This is a genomic window from Sporolactobacillus terrae, from assembly GCF_019930545.1.
In the GTDB taxonomy this organism is placed as follows: domain Bacteria; phylum Bacillota; class Bacilli; order Bacillales; family Sporolactobacillaceae; genus Sporolactobacillus; species Sporolactobacillus terrae.
Genome location: NZ_CP082837.1, coordinates 309,626 through 322,311, shown reverse-complemented (window position 1 = coordinate 322,311; position 12,686 = coordinate 309,626). Strand labels below are relative to the sequence as shown.

Sequence of the window (12,686 nt, the reverse complement as noted above, 5' to 3'; positions counted from 1 at the left end):
ACAGGTCAAAATCATATACTTTCTTATCCTGCATTGAAAAACCAAGCTGTGCTTGGTCCTTTATCTCCAGCCATGTGTGATGGACTCGTGTCTTTTCGGTGCTGAATCATCGCTTCGATTACTCGCTGGCACGCATCAACTAGGCGCGATCCCGCAGGCGCCAGAGCATCTCCGCTTTGATTCTTGGGCAAGACACGGGTCTATTGGCTTGAAAACAGGGCAAAATCATGTACTTTCTTTGCCTGTAAAAAAACGAGGAAAAGCGCTGTGCATTTCCCTCGTTTTGCTTACCGTTATTCTATTCAGCAGCTGTCTTTCTTTGACTAGGCAGCGGTTTATTTTTCAAGATTACCGAGTTCAGCCATGGCATCGGCATAGATCTCCGATGCAACGAACAAATCTTCAACGCGCACATGCTCATCCACTTCATGACCCGTGTATGGATAGTTCGGCATGCAGGCACCGAATGCGACGCCGGCATCCAAGTATTGCGCGTACGTACCGCCGCCACTGGTCAACAATTCGACGTTATTCAATCCCATATGTTTTTCATAAACCGTTTTGAGAATCTGAACGGCAGGATGTTTCGGATCCATGTAGAGCGGGTCACTCGTGCCAAGCTCGCTGATCGACAAACCAAGCTTTTCAACCGATTCTTTTAGCGTCGCACTCAATTCGCTCAAAGACGCTTTGATTGGACAGCGAATATCGAGTGAAACCGTACCGCCCTCTGCACTGAACCGAACGACACCGACATTGACCGTCAAATCACCGGAAACATCATCATGGAACTTGATGCCAAGACGTTCACCTGCAAAATCATTGTACAGTGTGTCCGCCAGCAGATCAATAAAGCCTTGTTCAGTCGGAATAAGCGGCAGATCCTTCAATGCTTTTGCGAGCAAGAAAGCGGCGTTAACACCCCCGGACGGTACAGACCCATGGTAGGATTTTCCTTTAGCGGTCAGCTTAATGCCTTCCTCTATTCTTTCCACAGCAAATGGAATATTCTTCGCGGTTAATTCGGCTTGTGCTTTTTCAGACCACTTTTCTGCCTCAGGGCCAGAAAGTACAGCGTAAGCATGGTCGGGTACCATGTTAATCCGTTCACCAGAATAGAAGGCGGCCAGATGAACCGGCGCATCACCTGCTTGCTGAGGCAGCTTGATCCAAGCACGAATCTGTCCTTTTTCGGCGAAGATCAGCGGAAATTCCGCATCCGGTGCAAAACCGAACAGCGACATCGGTTCCAGCTCGTTGTATTTTTCCATACATTCGCAGCCGCTCTCCTCATCCGATCCGATCACAAGACGGATGCGATGTTTCACCGGCACGGCGGCATCTTTCAACGCCTTCAGCGCATAATAAGCAGCCATTGTCGGCCCCTTGTCGTCAATCGCGCCTCGTGCATACAACGTACCGTCCTCGACATATGCAGTAAAAGGATCATGAGACCATTTACCGGTAGCAGGCACGACATCGACGTGCCCCAGCACCGCAATATAATCCTCAGCATCTTCCGGACCGTATTCAATATAGCCGGCATAACCTTGCAGCAACTTCGTGCGGAAACCATCGCGTTTACCAAATTCCAGTACCTTCTCCAGCGCCGCCAACGGCCCCGGTCCAAATGGTGCGCCTTCCTTTGCCTGACTTGCATCCTTCGTGCTCGGGATCGCAATCAGCGTCGCAAGATCGGCCAAAAACGATTCTTTATTTGCACGAACATTGATTTCGTTCATCATCCAACCTTCCTTTTTCGATAAAATTATGTATCCACGCACAATCCAATTGGATTATGGAAGCAAACGTCCTATACATTAAGCATTCTAGCACAAAAACGATTGGTTAGGAAAAAGGAGCGTGATTCAATAAATTTGCCGATTACACGCTGCGTTTTACCTTGCTTGTTACATTACAGAGCATGTTACGCAATCGTCTTATTTTGCAGTGTGACTCCATTAGGATCTGTTGCAATTTTTAAGCTGATATGATTTATTACTGCTCGAGTAATTGTTGTTTTGTCTCCAAAAATTGGCACGATCTCAGACATATCTTTCTTAAATAGTTTGATAAAGAACTGCTGGAAATCTTTCGATGTGGTGCTTATGTCTAATTCATGAATGCTAATTGGGCTATCTTCTGATTCCACGACATCATGGTTGGTCTGCAATTCAATTCGAAAACCATAGGGAGTTCCAATAAAAGTTCTTCTTTCATTGACCTGAATATTTCGATGCATTTGCTTGGCACTGTCAATGATTTTTCGACGATCATCATCCGACACTAAAAAGCCAATATGATCAAATCTTACTTTTTTACCAAAACCGAATGTGATGTTTATTGCACCCTTTTTCATTTCAATAATTCGAAAAAGTATAGGCTTATTTCTGAAATCCTCCCACGTTTGTGGCGGATTAAACGATTGAAATTCATTTTGATATCTCCCAATTCTTTGAGATACATGAAAACCATTCGCTTTATAAAATTCTTCAGTTTCTTCAATAAAAGGTGTCCAAAAATGATAGTGAAACAGCATAGAAGCATCACCTTTTTCGATTAATACTACTTTAATCACGTCTTATTTTGAAGAAATCTGCTTTGCTCATCTTCTGTCAACTATACACTGGTACAGAGGAGTATACTAAATTTCTTTTAGATAAACGTTAATCCATGATGATTTCTGAGTCAAAAAAACGTTCTTGAAATTCTACCAATGCCATGATTTGTTGTTTGCTGTACCTATGCGTTTTATTTGTCACGACCTTTTTATCATCATCATCATTTTTTCTATGGACGATTGCGATAACCGTTTGATAGAGGTTCAAATTCACCGATCCCATAAGCATCTCTTTCTTCACCATCAGCTGAAAGGGTACTCGATACATAGCCATAATTTATTGGATCGTAAAGATGCTCGTGCTCAGGATGCATTGAACACATGGGGCGATCAGTAATCACATTTACTGTCTGGAATAGATAACTCTGATGGTTCACTGGATCGCCTTCTAATGGCTCCAATGTAATGGTCGTTTGATATAAAAAGGTAAGATCGTCTTCATATTACCTTTTGCCGAATTGATCTGCATTTGCGTTAAAAACATACTCGTCATCAAATTTGCTCCACTTAAATCGGCATCGCGCAAGTCGGCACCAATAAAATCGACAGCTCTTAAATCTGCATGGCGTAAATCCGCAGCAATTAAATAAGCACCTCTAAAATGAAATGCGCGTAAGTCCTTGCCGCTTAATTGTTTGCCTATCCAGTCGCTTCCTCCATGATCATACTCCTCATAACTTTTCGGGGTAGGCAGTTTTTCAATGTAATTTGCTCGAACTGATGCACTTATTTTTGTGAGCAATTCGTTTAAAGGGGCTCTGAGCTTGACCAGATCAAGAGATAACAAGTATTCAGCCTCACATTTGGTTATATCCCGCAACTTTTTTAATTGACTGCACAATTTATCGGTCAAAGCATGCGGTAGATCATACGATAGCGCCTCAACTGTATATGCGATCATTTCATGGATTTGCTCCATAACAGGAAAGACTTGGAACATGATTGTGCCAAGCTTAGGATGATCGCGCCAGTTTTGCCCTTTAAACGTGATTTGTGAGACAAATTGTCCAGCCCCCAAGCAATCGTAGACCGTACAGCCTTTAAAGCCTTTCTCGCGTAAGTTCCTATGAATACGGCACGCATAATTCGATTGCAGGTGATCACACGGAGTTCCTGCCGCCTTATTAATGGGAAAATCGCTTGATACAATCATATTCAGTGCCGTGCAGCAGAGTCCAAAGCATTTGGAACAATCCGCAGTCAAACGTTTTCTTGAATTTTGAGCTGTTTCGTGATTCATCTTAATCCCCTCTGCATCATTTCTAATTGGTGTCGGTTTGCATAACTTTTGATACAAAATTAAGAGATGATTCCAAAAAGGTTTGCGGGATCTCACCTGGATCGCGACTTCGGCAGCATGTTCATCATTAAAGCTTCCTCATGCTCAGCTTAAGAAAAAAGCGTCTCAAAGCCAATGATGGACCTTTAAGACGCCTTCTTAATTTTTATGATTAACCGCGCACTTGGGCGCAGCTCGCTTCGATTTCTTCCCAGGTCAGCAGTTTACGGTCAATGTCTTCCTCAATCAGCTGACTGCCGATTTGTACTTCGATCAACTCAAGCGCTTCATCTGCTTTGATTGCATGCAACGTTTCCGCCGTGACAATCACAACATCACCCGGTTTAATCGAACGGATGACGCCGTTTTCCGCATAGCGGCCGCTGCCTTTAATAATCGTCCAAACTTCCTTGCGCATACGGTGGCAATGATAGCTCAGGTTGGCGCCTTCCGTGATCTTGATCTTCTTGGTCAGCACTTCTTCATTGTTGGCCGAGTAGCGTGTGTAGTCAAGCACTCGGTAGGAGCCCCATTTGCGTTCTTCGTACATTGGACGCTGCTGGAAACCCTTCATTACTTCTTTGATGCGTGGGCTTTGTTCCTTGTCCGAAACCAGAATACCATCCGGGCTGACGGCAACGATCGTATTCGACACGCCAAGTACAGTGACCGGAATATCCAGTTCGTTGATCAAATGAGTATTGGCTGAATCGTCGCTGACGATCCCATTGCCGATTTGCTTGGTTGCCATTTCTTCGGTCAACGTGTTCCAAGTGCCGAGGTCTTTCCAAAAGCCGTCATACGGTAGTGCAACAATATTTTTTGCCTTTTCAACGACCGCATAGTCAAAGCTTATTTTCGGCAGCTTGGCGAATTGCTGCGCCAATTCTTCATAGTTCAGCGGCAGACCGAGTGATTCCAGAATTGAGATGACATAGTTGAGCCGGAAGGCAAACACGCCGCAGTTCCAAAGTGCCGATTTGCGAATCAACTGTTTCGCCTGTTCGGTATCCGGTTTTTCCGTGAAATGATCCACTTTAATGTAGCCTTTATTTTCACTCGTCTCTGGCACAATATAGCCGTATTTTTCCGATGGATACGTCGGTTTCACGCCCATCAGTGCCAAATCTGCTTTTGTTTCGCCAAGCAGTTTTTCCAAATCAAGAATGCGTTTAAAGAAGGCGGTGTCCACGTAAGGATCGACAGGAAGCACGGCAACCGCATCATCCAGGGATGCATTGGTCATCGTGTACAGGTAGGAAGCTGCGAGGGCAATGGCCGGGAAGGTATCGCGCCGTTCCGGTTCGACGATCAGCGGTACCTCCTTTCCAAGCTGACTCTCCAGCATCTCCACCTGACCTTTTCCGGTCGCGATCACTGTCGACTCGCCGAGACCGACTTCATTCAACTGTCCGAAGACCCGCTGCACCATTGAAGACAAATGTTTTTCCTGATCTTCAAGCACACGCAGAAACTGTTTCGAGCGTGCATCATTTGACAGTGGCCATAATCGCTTTCCTGAACCGCCGGATAATAAAACCAAACGCATCATTATCTCTCCTCTAGTTTTCTCATTTATAGTACAATGACCCCCGAAATGAGAAAATCATTTTAGTCGATGTTACGAATCCCCTTGATGTCCTGTTTAGGGGTGAAGGAACCCTTTTCCTTTTATTATGCCACGAAAAGGAAATGCCGATCAATACCGCTCAGCCGATTCGCCTAGTTTCTTGATTCCGCCGACCGTTTTGCGAGGTAAACGCCGGTTAAGCTGCGCGGATTTTCAGCGATTTGCTGCGGTGTGCCCTCAGCGATAATTGTCCCGCCATTCGGTCCGCCGCCGGGACCAAGATCGATCACATAATCGCAATTGGCAATCAAATCAGGATCGTGATCGATCAAGATCACGGTTGAATCGTCAGCCATCAAACGATCCAAGACATCAAGCAGCGTCTCGATATTGTACGCATGCAGACCGGTCGACGGTTCATCAAGCACATAAAGCGTTCCGGAACGATGCCGTTTCAGCTCGCCGGCAAGCCGCAGGCGCTGCGCTTCGCCACCTGAAAGTGCAGGCGTCGCTTCACCAAGCCGCAAATAGCCAAGCCCAACTTCCTGAAGCAGCCGCAGTACATCTGCAAGTTTGGGCTGATCGATAAAAAAGTTTACTGCCTCATCAACGTTCATCGCTAAAACATCGGCAATCGATTTTCCTTTATAGTGGATGGACAAGGCTTCCGGTTGGTAGCGCGTTCCTTTGCATTGCGGACAGCGCACACGCTGCTCCGGCAAGTACTGCATGTCGAGTGTCAACTCGCCGCGTCCTTCGCATGTTTCGCAGCGCCCGCCTTTAACATTGAATGAAAAATAGCCGGCACTGTGCCGTATCTTCCTTTTTTCAGATACCTTAGCAAACAGCGTGCGGATATCGTCAAAAATACCGCTGTATGTTGCTGGCGTTGAGCGCGCATTGCGTCCGATCGGTGCCGCATCGACCAGTAAAAGCCGTTTGATTGACTCGGCGCCGGTTAAGCGGGCAAGATGTGCCGGCAGCTCTTTTCTCGTCAGTCCGGCACGGATAGCCGGGACGAGACTCTCTTGAACAAGTGCGGTTTTACCTGCACCGGAAACACCGGTCACAGCAGTCATGCGATGCAGCGGGAACTTGGCCGACAGATGATGCAGGTTGTGCAGATTCTTGACGGTCATATGCAGAAATGCTTGGTCTTCGGCTAGGGACCTCTGCTGCCTGCCCTGAACAGTGCGTCTTCGTGATAAAAAGGCGCCGGTCAGCGAATCGGGCATGGCGGCAACCTCCGCCGGCGTTCCTTCAGCGACTACATGTCCGCCGCATTCACCGGCACCAGGACCCATTTCAATCATATAATCGGCGCTGCGAATGAGCGCAAGATTATGATCAACAACAACGAGGCTGTTGCCATTGGCCACCATCCGACGCATGATCCGCTGCAGTCCGGCGACATTGGCCGGATGCAGACCAACGGATGGTTCATCCAACACATACAGAATGCCTGTTGAACGGCTTTTCGCCATGCCAAGCAGTTCTAAACGCTGCCGTTCACCTGTTGACAGCGTATTGCCCGCACGATCGAGGGTTAGGTAGCCGATACCTAGCTCATGAATGGGTGCTAGCTCAAGGCACATCTGTGTCGCGAGTTTTTCTGCAATCGGTTGAAGTTCTGCATCAAGTTTTTTCGGTAATCGATCAGCAAATTGAGCAAGCTCATCAATCGTGAACGCAGCTGCTTCAGAAATTGATCGGCCAAGCAAGCGGGTTTGAAGCGCTTCTGAACGCAGCCTTGTGCCATGGCACTGTTCACACGGACGCACACTCAAGAATTTTTTCATTCGTGCATAACGCGTCTGATTTTTATCGCCGGTCAGCGCCTGACGAACGGCTTCGACCGCATTCGCATAGGCGAACTCGATCGGATATTCTTCGCCCGTCTGCCGATTGTGGAAGATCAGCGGCCGCTTCGTCGATTTGCCGCACAGCACAATTTCCTGCTCTTCTTTACTCAAATCCTTCCATGGAACATCCGTACGCACGCCCAATTGACGAACTAAGCGCACGGTGTAGCCGCGGCCGGCCGCTCTCCAAGATGCTACTGTCCCTTGGTCGATCGTCTTGTTTGGATCAGAAATCACGCGTGACGGATCGGCTTCGGCACGCTCCCCGAGTCCACCGCAAGCCGGGCATGCTCCAAGCGCCGAGTTGAAGGCAAAGGTTTCGGCTGCAGGCAGCGGAAAGGCGGCGCCGCAGATCGGACATGTGCAGGTTTCATTTAAAATTGCCGCGAGCGTCGGTGGAATTGGATGTCCGTTTGGGCAGCGATGCGTCCCCAGCCGGGAAAACATCAGCCGTAGCAAATTATAAATTTCCGTAACCGTTCCCACCGTACTGCGCCGTCCCAGCTTTGGCGGCCGCTGCCGCAATGCCAACGCCGGTGGGAGAAAATCAATTTTTTCCGCATCTGCCTGTTCCATTTGATGCAGTTTGCGGCGCGTGAAAGCGGACAATCCTTCGAGGTAACGGCGGCTGCCTTCTGCATAGAGCACGCCCATCGCTAGAGAAGACTTTCCTGATCCGGACAGCCCGGCAATCGCCACCTGCTTCCGTAGCGGAATATGCAGCGTCACGTCTTTCAAGTTGTGCGTCCGTGCATGATAAATGTCGATCGTTTGTGGTACATGTTCCATAGGCTTATTCATCACGAGCGACAGGCACATCCCCTGTCGCCTCCCCTCCTCTCGAGTCAACGATTCTTTCTCTATTATACCTTACTTTCCGCAGGGCTCCTTTGACTGCGACCAACAGAGGCACTCCGCAGGCGCCTCGCACTCTCGTACTTCCGCAGGATGCGGTGACTTCCGCATTGCATACAGGACGTATGCGTACTTAGCGGAAGTTCCTTTATTTAGCAGAAGTTCCTTTATTTAGCAGAAGTTCCACTTTTATGACGCTAATCGTCGTACCCGCTAGGCAAAACGATAGACTTTCTCTACCTGCAAAAAAAAGCGCGCCAAACGATTCGGCGCGCTTCAAAAATTCAAATCCGTTATTTATTTTTCACCGTTCCATGAGCTGCTCGCTTCCAAGCTTCCAACGAATGGCGGGCGGCCGCCCAATCCTTTCCCTGCACCGCTTGTTTCGGAATGAGTGATGAGCCGACGCCTACTGCTGCGGCACCGGCATCCAGAAATTCCGCACAATTCTCCAAGGTAATTCCGCCGGTGACCATCAGCGGAATTTCACTAAGTGGACCGCGCAGGTTGCGGATAAAATCTGGACCGAGCGTGGATCCGGGAAACACTTTTACAAGTGCAGCGCCTTGCCGATACGCGTGAAAGATTTCAGACGGACTGTACGCACCTGGAATGAACGGTACATTTTTTTCATTCATATACGCAATCACTGTCTCATCGAAGATTGGCGTGACGATAAAGTCTGCGCCGGCATCCAATGCCCGATCCACATCTGCTACGGTTTTTACCGTTCCCGCACCAACAAAAATGCTTGGCTCGTCACGTTTGATCGCATGGATGGATGCTGCTGCTTCGCTGGATTCCATCGTAATCTCTACTGTATGAAAGCCTGTCTGCGCAAGCACAGGCACGAGTGCCGAGATAAAGGCCTGCGATTTCTTTCGAAACAGAGGCACAATACGCTCCAACTGAATACACGCAATCAGTTTTTCGTTCATCATTCGTCATCTCTTCCCTAATGCTTATTTTTCCGCCAGTGCAGCATCATCCGGGCGGATCGGTCCGTCATCTGCCGAATGTCCTCTAGCGGCTTTTACAATAATCGTAAAGATCACAGCGAGACCGAGCGAAATCGACATGAAGATATAGGACGCGGAAAATCCCCCTGTAACCCCATTTAGAAAACCGACAAAATAGGCGCCGACAAAAGAACCGAGCGCGCCCATACTGTTAATCAAAGCCATTGCACCTCCGGCAACATTGCGCGGCAAAAGTTCAGGAACAATCGCAAAAAACGGTCCGTACGGAGCATACATTGCGCCGCCGGCAATTACCATGAGCGTAAAGGAAAGCCAAAAATTTGACGACCCAATTAAATACGAAGCATAGAAGGCAAGCCCGCCGACGAGCAAGAATGGCCAAACAAACCGTTTCCGCATCTGCAAACGATCAGAAAAAAAGGACGCAACGACCATGAGCACGGCTGCCAGAAGATAAGGTGCAGATGAGAGCCAGCCGGTTTCAACGATGCTGATGTTCGGCGCTGATTTAATGATCGACGGCAACCACATGACAAAGCCGTAGACACCAATACTCCAAAAAAAGTATTGCAAACACAGGAAAATCACCGACTTCTGCTTAAACGCTTCACGATAATTAGGAACCGATTTTAACTTTTTCTGTTCATCGGCCAATGCCTGATTGAGTGCTTGTTTCTCATGATCCTTCAGCCATTTGGCTTCACTTGGCTTATCATCAACCAGCTTCCACCAGATAAACGCCCACAAAATCGACGGAAGGCCTTCAATGATGAACATCCAGCGCCAGCCGAAGCTGCTCAATAGATATCCCGATACGACCGACATCCAGAGCACCGTGATCGGATTGCCCAGAATCAAAAAGGTATTGGCTCGGGACCGCTCCTCACCGGTAAACCAATGGCTGAGAAAAACGAGCATGGCCGGCATGACCGCTGCCTCAACAATGCCAAGCAGGAAGCGGATCACAAGCAGCATATAAATGTTGGTGACAACGCCAATTAGACTCGCAAGAATCCCCCAGACGATCAGCGACCAGAAAACGAGTTTCTTGGCACTGCGTTTTTCAGCATAACTTGCGCTTGGCACTTGGAAGAAAAAGTAACCGAGAAAGAATAAAGCGCCCAGCAGCGATGACACGGCTGCGGTAATTTTCAGATCGGCCGCCATGCCTGAAGCGGCCCCGAAGCTATAGTTGGCGCGGTCAAGATAGGCAAGACTGTAGGTGATAAAGACAATTGGAATTAATCGGGCCCAACGGGTAGGTGACAAGCCATTGCTTTTCATAAGAATTGACCTCTCTTCTGATCAGTTTTCTGAAATGAACGGATTAAATGCCCGGCGTAACAATGGATCTGCCCAATCGCTCTGCATCATTCTGCACAAGCCTCTTTAGATAGCGCTTACATTAAATGGTTTAAAAAATGTCTTCCTTCATGTATCCATCAAGAAGGGAGACAATCTCTCTATGACTCCGCTTATATAAGTGGTGCTCTTTTTATCAGGAAATCACTTGGCGCTTGGCAACCGTTTTTTTGAGCAGCTCTGCCGCATTTTCAGGAGTGAATCCATATGCTTTTGTGACAATCGCTGCGGGTGCCGAAGCACCAAAACGGTCGATGGTTAAAAGTGCACCATCGCTGCCGACAAATTCATGCCAGCCGGTTGATGCAGCCATTTCGATCCCGACACGGGCAGTCGTTGCGGCGGGGAGTACTGCTTCTTTATAAGCATCCGGCTGCTCACGGAATCGCTCCCATGATGGGAGACTGACTACACGTACATGAATGCCTTCTGTTTCAAGCAGCTGCTGCGCTTCGTAAGCAAGCCCAACTTCAGAACCGGTTGCAATCAGGATTCCGGCCGGTTTGCCGCCCTTTGCTTCACTGACAACATACCCGCCGCGGCGTACCCCTTCATCGGCGCCGTCAACCTCGCCATCCAGTGTCGGCACGTTTTGACGGGTCAGTACGAGAACTGTTGGACGGTTGCGGCTTTCCAGCGCGATTTTCCACGCTTCGCGTACTTCATTGCCGTCGGCCGGCCGCAAAACGTTCAGGTTCGGAATCGCCCGCAAACCGGCAAGCTGTTCAATCGGCTCATGGGTCGGACCGTCTTCCCCGACGGCGATTGAATCATGGGTAAAGACGAAGATTGACGGAAGCCCCATCAATGCAGCGAGTCGAATCGCCGGTTTCGCATAGTCTGAGAACGTGAAGAAGGTTGAGCCAAACGGAATGACGCCGCCATGCAGTGCCAGTCCGTTCACTGCGGCACTCATCGCAAATTCACGAACGCCGAACCAGATATTGCGTCCTTCATAAGCGCCGGGCAGGAACTCGCCGCCCTCTTTAATTGTGGTTTTCGTTGAGGAAGCCAGATCAGCAGCACCGCCAAACAGGTTCGGGACGGTTTTTGCCAACGCGTTGATGACTTCTCCAGAGGTTTGCCGCGTCGCTTTTTTCGTTCCGGACGCGTATTGCGGAAGTGCATCTGCATAATCAGCGGCAAGTTCACCTTTGATCGCTGCCTTAAGCTGATTGGCGAGTTGCGGATAGGCTTCAGCGTAAGCATCAATCCTCTTTTTCCAAGCTGCTTCAGCTTTTGCTTGCTCTTCATTTAGCTGTTTGAAATGTACCCGAACCGCTTCCGGAACGTAGAACGGTTCGTGATTCCAGCCGTAGGCTTTTTTTGTTTCTGCTGTTTCCTCGGCGCCGAGCGGATTGCCGTGGACTTTATTGGTACCCGCCAAATGCGGCGAACCATAGCCGATCGTTGTGCGCACCTCAATCAATGTCGGCCGTGCACTGTCGGCGGTCGCTTGATCAAGCGCCGTCTGAACAGCTTCGACATCGTTGCCGTCTTCAACAAGCAACGTTTGCCAACCGTACGCTTCGAAACGCTGGCGCACATTTTCGCTGAACGACATGTTCAGTTTGCCATCAAGCGAAATATTATTCGAATCATAGAGCAGCACCAGCTTACCCAGTTTGAGTCGGCCGGCCAGCGAAGCCGCTTCCGAAGCAACCCCTTCCATCAAGTCGCCGTCGCCGCAGAGTGCGTATGTGTAATGATCAATCACCGCAAATCCGTCGCGATTGTACGTCGCTGCCAAATGAGCTTCAGCCATCGCCATTCCGACGGCCATCGCAATCCCTTGCCCAAGCGGTCCCGTCGTCGCTTCAACACCAACCGTATGCCCGTACTCCGGATGACCCGGCGTCCGGCTGCCCCATTGGCGGAACCTCTTCAGCTCATCCAGTGGAAGTCCGTAGTTGAATACATGCAGCAGACTGTAGAGGAGCATTGAGCCGTGGCCGGCGGAAAGCACGAAACGGTCGCGGTTGAACCATTTCGGATCGGCAGGATTGTGCTTCAGTTTCTTTGCCCACAACGTATAAGCCATCGGCGCTGCGCCCATCGGCAACCCCGGGTGACCGGAGTTTGCCTTGTCAATGGCATCAATGGATAATGTGCGAATCGTATCGATGGACAATTGCTCAATTTCTGTTGTCATAGCAAG

Annotated in this window: 9 protein-coding genes; all 9 read right to left on the bottom strand. The window is 49.1% G+C overall.

Features of this window, described 5'->3' with window-relative positions; all coding sequences use genetic code 11:
- Positions 1-335 precede the first annotated feature (335 nt).
- Positions 336-1,745, bottom strand: a complete 1,410-nt coding sequence (gene pepV / locus K7399_RS01435; RefSeq protein ID WP_128166344.1) for a dipeptidase PepV — start codon at positions 1,743-1,745, stop codon at positions 336-338.
- 182 nt (positions 1,746-1,927) lie between these two features.
- Positions 1,928-2,539 carry a hypothetical protein gene (locus K7399_RS01430; RefSeq protein WP_028976325.1) on the bottom strand — a complete coding sequence of 204 codons (612 nt, stop codon included), beginning with the start codon at positions 2,537-2,539 and terminating at the stop codon, positions 1,928-1,930.
- A gap of 127 nt (positions 2,540-2,666) precedes the next feature.
- Positions 2,667-2,894 (bottom strand): hypothetical protein, encoded by a 228-nt coding sequence (locus tag K7399_RS01425; protein WP_197737497.1) that lies wholly within the window; start codon positions 2,892-2,894, stop codon positions 2,667-2,669.
- A gap of 114 nt (positions 2,895-3,008) precedes the next feature.
- Positions 3,009-3,773, bottom strand: a complete 765-nt coding sequence (locus tag K7399_RS01420; protein WP_332102982.1) for a pentapeptide repeat-containing protein — start codon at positions 3,771-3,773, stop codon at positions 3,009-3,011.
- A 298-nt stretch (positions 3,774-4,071) separates the two neighbouring features.
- Positions 4,072-5,448: a sugar phosphate nucleotidyltransferase gene (locus K7399_RS01415; protein WP_028976327.1), complete on the bottom strand. Its 1,377-nt coding sequence runs from the start codon at positions 5,446-5,448 to the stop codon at positions 4,072-4,074.
- Positions 5,449-5,621: 173 nt separating this feature from the next.
- Positions 5,622-8,150 carry an excinuclease ABC subunit UvrA gene (locus tag K7399_RS01410; protein ID WP_223362455.1) on the bottom strand — a complete coding sequence of 843 codons (2,529 nt, stop codon included), beginning with the start codon at positions 8,148-8,150 and terminating at the stop codon, positions 5,622-5,624.
- A gap of 329 nt (positions 8,151-8,479) precedes the next feature.
- On the bottom strand, positions 8,480-9,127 hold the full coding sequence (locus K7399_RS01405; RefSeq protein WP_051577815.1) for a bifunctional 4-hydroxy-2-oxoglutarate aldolase/2-dehydro-3-deoxy-phosphogluconate aldolase: 648 nt from the start codon (positions 9,125-9,127) through the stop codon (positions 8,480-8,482).
- A gap of 21 nt (positions 9,128-9,148) precedes the next feature.
- Positions 9,149-10,450, bottom strand: coding sequence for an MFS transporter (locus K7399_RS01400; RefSeq protein ID WP_028976330.1), 1,302 nt, complete (start codon positions 10,448-10,450; stop codon positions 9,149-9,151).
- Between the two features lie 214 nt (positions 10,451-10,664).
- Positions 10,665-12,680 (bottom strand): transketolase, encoded by a 2,016-nt coding sequence (gene tkt, locus K7399_RS01395; RefSeq protein ID WP_152080318.1) that lies wholly within the window; start codon positions 12,678-12,680, stop codon positions 10,665-10,667.
- Between the last annotated feature and the right edge of the window lie 6 nt (positions 12,681-12,686).

Excerpts from the sequence above, each read along its gene's own strand:
- K7399_RS01410 (WP_223362455.1), bottom strand. The coding sequence starts at position 8,150 with ATGTGCCTGTCGCTCGTGATGAATAAGCCTATGGAACATGTACCACAA.
- K7399_RS01430 (WP_028976325.1), bottom strand. The coding sequence starts at position 2,539 with ATGCTGTTTCACTATCATTTTTGGACACCTTTTATTGAAGAAACTGAA.
- K7399_RS01415 (WP_028976327.1), bottom strand. The coding sequence starts at position 5,448 with ATGCGTTTGGTTTTATTATCCGGCGGTTCAGGAAAGCGATTATGGCCA.
- K7399_RS01420 (WP_332102982.1), bottom strand. The coding sequence starts at position 3,773 with ATGATTGTATCAAGCGATTTTCCCATTAATAAGGCGGCAGGAACTCCG.
- pepV (WP_128166344.1), bottom strand. The coding sequence starts at position 1,745 with ATGATGAACGAAATCAATGTTCGTGCAAATAAAGAATCGTTTTTGGCC.
- K7399_RS01425 (WP_197737497.1), bottom strand. The coding sequence starts at position 2,894 with ATGGCTATGTATCGAGTACCCTTTCAGCTGATGGTGAAGAAAGAGATG.
- K7399_RS01405 (WP_051577815.1), bottom strand. The coding sequence starts at position 9,127 with ATGATGAACGAAAAACTGATTGCGTGTATTCAGTTGGAGCGTATTGTG.
- tkt (WP_152080318.1), bottom strand. The coding sequence starts at position 12,680 with ATGACAACAGAAATTGAGCAATTGTCCATCGATACGATTCGCACATTA.
- K7399_RS01400 (WP_028976330.1), bottom strand. The coding sequence starts at position 10,450 with ATGAAAAGCAATGGCTTGTCACCTACCCGTTGGGCCCGATTAATTCCA.